Source organism: Chrysiogenia bacterium (assembly GCA_020434085.1).
GTDB lineage: Bacteria > JAGRBM01 > JAGRBM01 > JAGRBM01 > JAGRBM01 > JAGRBM01.
The window spans coordinates 1-4,624 of record JAGRBM010000438.1; the positions used below are offsets into that span (position 1 = coordinate 1).

Annotated in this window: 3 protein-coding genes; all 3 read left to right on the plus strand. The window is 65.5% G+C overall.

The features are described from left to right. Nucleotides 1–480 (plus strand): hypothetical protein (locus KDH09_15055; protein ID MCB0221014.1); only part of this gene is annotated, 480 nt, incomplete at its 5' end. 134 nt (nucleotides 481–614) lie between these two features. Further along, complete coding sequence (locus tag KDH09_15060; protein MCB0221015.1) at nucleotides 615–1,802, plus strand: phosphoglycerate kinase; 1,188 nt, start codon at nucleotides 615–617, stop codon at nucleotides 1,800–1,802. A gap of 182 nt (nucleotides 1,803–1,984) precedes the next feature. After that, nucleotides 1,985–4,582, plus strand: coding sequence for a hypothetical protein (locus tag KDH09_15065; GenBank protein ID MCB0221016.1), 2,598 nt, complete (start codon nucleotides 1,985–1,987; stop codon nucleotides 4,580–4,582). The last annotated feature ends 42 nt before the right edge of the window (nucleotides 4,583–4,624 follow it).

Genomic DNA, 4,624 nt, shown 5'->3' on the forward strand with positions numbered 1-4,624 from the left:
CTCTCCTACATCCGCGCCAATGCCGACAAGCTCGGGATCGGCGATGACACGTTCTCCAAGAACGACATCCACATCCACATCCCGGCCGGCGCGATCAAGAAGGACGGCCCCTCGGCGGGCGTGACCATGCTGACCGCACTCACCAGCCTGCTGACCGACCGCCCCGTGCGCTCGGACGTGGCCATGACCGGTGAGATCTCGCTGCGCGGCATGGTGCTGCCGGTGGGCGGCATCAAGGACAAGATGCTGGCCGCCAAGCGTGCGGGCATCACCACGGTGCTGCTGCCCGACAAGAACCGGCCCCAGATCGAGGAGCTCGAAGAGGAATACAAGGAAGGCATGAGCTTCTTCTTCCTCAAGCGCATGGACCAGGTGTTCCTGCATGCCCTGGTCGAAGAAAAGGAACTCGACAGGCTCCTTCGGGAGCAGCCCGAGCCCGGGCACTGGCCCACCCGGCGCGCTCCGACGGCCGAGGCCTGAAACGCCCTGTTTGAAGCGAAAAGCCCCTCTCCGGAGGGGCTTTTCTTTTGTTGCGAGGCGGCCCGGCCTGTATGCTTGCCCCGCCGGGCCCGAGCGGATACTAAGGGTGCAAATCTCCTCCCGAGGCAAGCCCCGTGAGCACGACAACGACCCTCTACAACTTCGACGATCTTGATCTTCAGGGAAAACGCGCGTTCATTCGCGTCGATTTCAATGTGCCCATCGAAAACGGCGCAGTGACCGACGACTCGCGCATTCGCGCCCACCTGCCGACCATCGGCGCGGTGCTGGCCAAGGGCGGCAGCGTGATCCTGGGCTCCCACCTGGGACGACCCAAGGGCAAGCCCTCGCCGGAGTTCTCGCTCGAGCCGGTCGCTGCAGCGCTGGGCGCCCTGCTCGAAAAGGAAGTGAAGTTCTGCCCCGACTGCGTGGGCGAGCAGGCCCGGGAATTGGCCGCCGCGCTCCAACCCGGCGAGGTGCTGCTGCTTGAGAACCTGCGCTTCCACGCCGAGGAAGAAGCCAACGACGAAGCCTTCGGAAAGCAGCTCGCCGCCCTGGCCGACGTCTACATCAACGACGCCTTCGCCACCGCGCACCGGGCGCACGCATCCACCGACGCCGCCCCGCGCGCGGCCGCGCAGAAGGCGGCCGGCAAGCTATTGTGCGAAGAAGTCGACTACCTGCAAAAATCCTTTTCCGTTCCCCAGCGCCCGCTGGTCGCCATCATCGGCGGCGCAAAGATTTCCTCGAAGATCGGCGTGCTCGAAGCGCTCGTCGGCAAGGTCGACCGCCTGCTCATCGGCGGCGCGATGGCCAACACCTTCCTCGGCGCGCTGGGAATGGAAGTGGGCGCCTCGCTCGTCGAGACCGACCAGTACGACACGGCCAACGAAGTGCTGGCCGCCGCGCGCGCGCGCGAGGTGCTCGTCGAGCTGCCCCGCGACCTTGTCTGCCAGGGACCCGGCGGCGGCAGTGCCACCGTCGGCGCGACGTATCTCAACGCCAGCCTCGCTGCGCTCGACATCGGCCCCCACACCCGCGCGCGCTTTGCCACGCTCATCGCCGACGCGGGCACCGTCATCTGGAACGGCCCGATGGGAATGTTCGAGAAATCCCCCTACGACGAGGGCACGCTGGCCGTGGCCCGCGCGGTGGCGCAGTGCCAGGGGCTCACCATCGCCGGCGGCGGCGACACGCTGGCCGCGCTCAACCGCCTCCACCTCTCGGACGCCATCGACCACCTCTCCACTGGCGGCGGGGCGTTCCTGGAGTGGATCGAGGGCAAGGCCCTTCCCGGCGTGGAGGCCCTGCGCAAGGGCTGAGCCGCATTCCCGACCGTGAGTCACAATTGCGAGGTTCCCCGACGCCCCGGCCCCGACTGGCCCGGCCGGGGCTTCACGACTAGACTCAACTGATCGGTTCAAACATCGCGTATTGGCCTGCGACCCGCGGCGGGCCAGGCAGACCGATTCACGAACACCCAATGGGAGGGGTGGGCTGAAACGTGGTACGGCGAGTAATCTACCAAACAGCGATTTCGCTCTCGCTCGCAACGGGCGTGGGCCTCATCGTGGCGATTCTCTTCGTCATCTCGCTGACCAACATTCGACTTGAATGGGCCATTCAAAGCGGCTGGCTCGTCGTGCTGGTGGCCGCCATTTTCCTGGGCCTGCATCTGGTGGTCAGCTACGTCTTCATCAAACCGGTTCTGGAATTCGACGAAGAGACCGGCATCGAGAACCTCTCCCCGGGTGAGGCCCGCCAGGCCATCGACCGCATCGGCACCTTCATCCCCGTCTCGGCGTTCATGGCAGCCGCGAACTGGGCGCTGGGCGGTCTGTGCGTCGCCGTGGGCGTGCGCGTTCTCTACGATGTCACGCTCTCGGATCTCATCGCCTTGTGGATGGGCGCGATTTCCTCGGGCATGATCATCACCGTAATCTTTCACCAGGCCATCAAGCTGCGTTTTCGCGGCGTGACCGATATCCTCATCCAACGCGCGCAGATCACTTCCTCCGACGACCCGATCTTCGAGCGCCAGCGCACCTCGCTGCGCAAGGAACTGGCCTCATCCTTCTTCACGCTGATCATTGTGGCGCTGGCCTTCAGCGTGATGTTCGGATACTCGCAGACCACCTCGCGTGTGTCGCTGACCGTAGCGCGCCAGCTCGGTCACGACCTGAGCCTGTTCGAGAAAAAGGCCGCCGAGAACCTTGGCGCCGACTGGTCGATTACCACCGATGCCGCCGTGCTCCAGTCCCTGCTCGCAGAGGCTCCGCCCTCGCCCAATGGGATCTTCTTCCTCCTTGAAGACGGCGCTCCGCTTCTCCCCACCGGGGACGAGACACTCCCGGTCACCAACACCCAGCGCGAGTTTATTTCCGGGTCCGAGGGCGCCGACTGGCTCCAGCAGCGCGACGGATCGATTCTCTCGTGGATGCCCATCGGCAACGCAAAACTTGTCGCCTGGGTGCCCGCCCACGACCTGGAAGTGAGTAGCAAGGATGTGTTCTTCACGTTGCTCATGCTCTCGACGGTGCTGGTACTCACCATGCTGGGGGTCGCCAATTTCCTGGCCCAGTCCATCACGGGCCCGCTCCTGGAACTGCGCGACGTGATGAACGGTCTGGCACGCGGCGACCTTGTTACCGAGCACATCGCCGGCGGCTTTACCGAGGTCGGCGAGCTGAGCGTCTCGGCCGCCGCTACCATCGATGCCCTGCGCTCCACGGTTACCGAGATCCGCGACGCCCACAGCCGCGTGGACTACTCGGCGCAGCGCGTGGGCGGCTCCACCGCCGAAGTGCGCTGGGCCTCCACCGAGCAGGCCAAGCTCCTCGACACCACGGTGAGCGCGCTCCATGGCGTCGAAGCCTCCATTCGCGAGATCAACCGAAGCGTCGAGCAACTCGACCGCGCCTCCGAAGGCGCGCTTCGTTCCATCAACGAACTCAACGCCGGCACCTCCGAAGTGCAGAGCGGCGCCAATGAGGTGATCGACGCGGTCGCCGAGACCCATGCCTCCATCCACGAGATGGCCGCCTCCATTGCCGAGGTGACCCAGAGCATGGAGTATCTCAAGCAGACCAGCTCCGAGACCGCGCAGGGCACCGCCGAGATGGCCTCCACCATTCAGGTCGTCGAAGTCGATGCAAGGGAAACCGCCGCGCTCGCCGACCGGGTGCTCCAGGACGCACGCGCCGGCCAGGACGCCGTGCTTCAGACCCGCACGGGCATCGAGCACATCCAGGCCGCCACGCGCGAGGCGGTGAACACCATCAAGGCACTCAGCGCCGAAATGGGCCAGATCGGGCACGTGCTCACCGTGATCGACGAAGTGACCAACCAGACGCAGCTTCTCTCTCTTAATGCCGCCATCATCGCCGCCCAGGCGGGCGAGCACGGCCAGGGTTTTGCCGTCGTCGCCGACGAGATCAAGAAGCTCGCCGTGCGCACCGCCGAGAGTACCGGCGAGATCGGCAACATGCTCAAGCGCATCGAACACCAGGCGCGCATGGGCGTGGAAAAGGCCATGGCCGGCGAAGCCGCCGTGACCGAGGGCTCCCAGCTCTCCGAGCTCGCCAGCGACGCCCTCGCCCAGATCGAGCGCTCGGCCCGCGAGAGCACCGAACGCATGGCCCGCATTGCAGGCGCCACCGGCGAGCAGACCCGCGGCATCAATCACATCGGCCAGATGATGGAGACCATGGTGCAGAACGTCTCGCGGGTGCTCGTCTCCACCGTGGAGCAGAGAAAGGGCGCCGACCGGATCTCGGAATCCAGCGACGCCATGCGCATCGTCGCCGAGCGCGTGGGCGTCTCGGCCCAGCAGCAGAACCAGAACAGCGCCGCCATCGCCGACAACATGCGCCAGGTCGCCGAAATGGTCGACCAGGTCGTCGCCGCCACCCGCGCCCAGCTCGACCAGATCCAAAAAGCCACCGGCTCGGCCAACGAAACCGCGGAGCTGGCCGGCCGCAACCTCACGCTCACCGAACAGCTCCGCGAAGTGGTCATCGATCTCGAAAAGGAATCGAAGTCGCTCAGCGATTCACTCCAGCGCTTCAAGCTCACGCACGAGGAAAACGGGCGGGCGGGGTGAATTCCGCATACCCAAGTATCGGGGCTCGAATGATCATCAGAA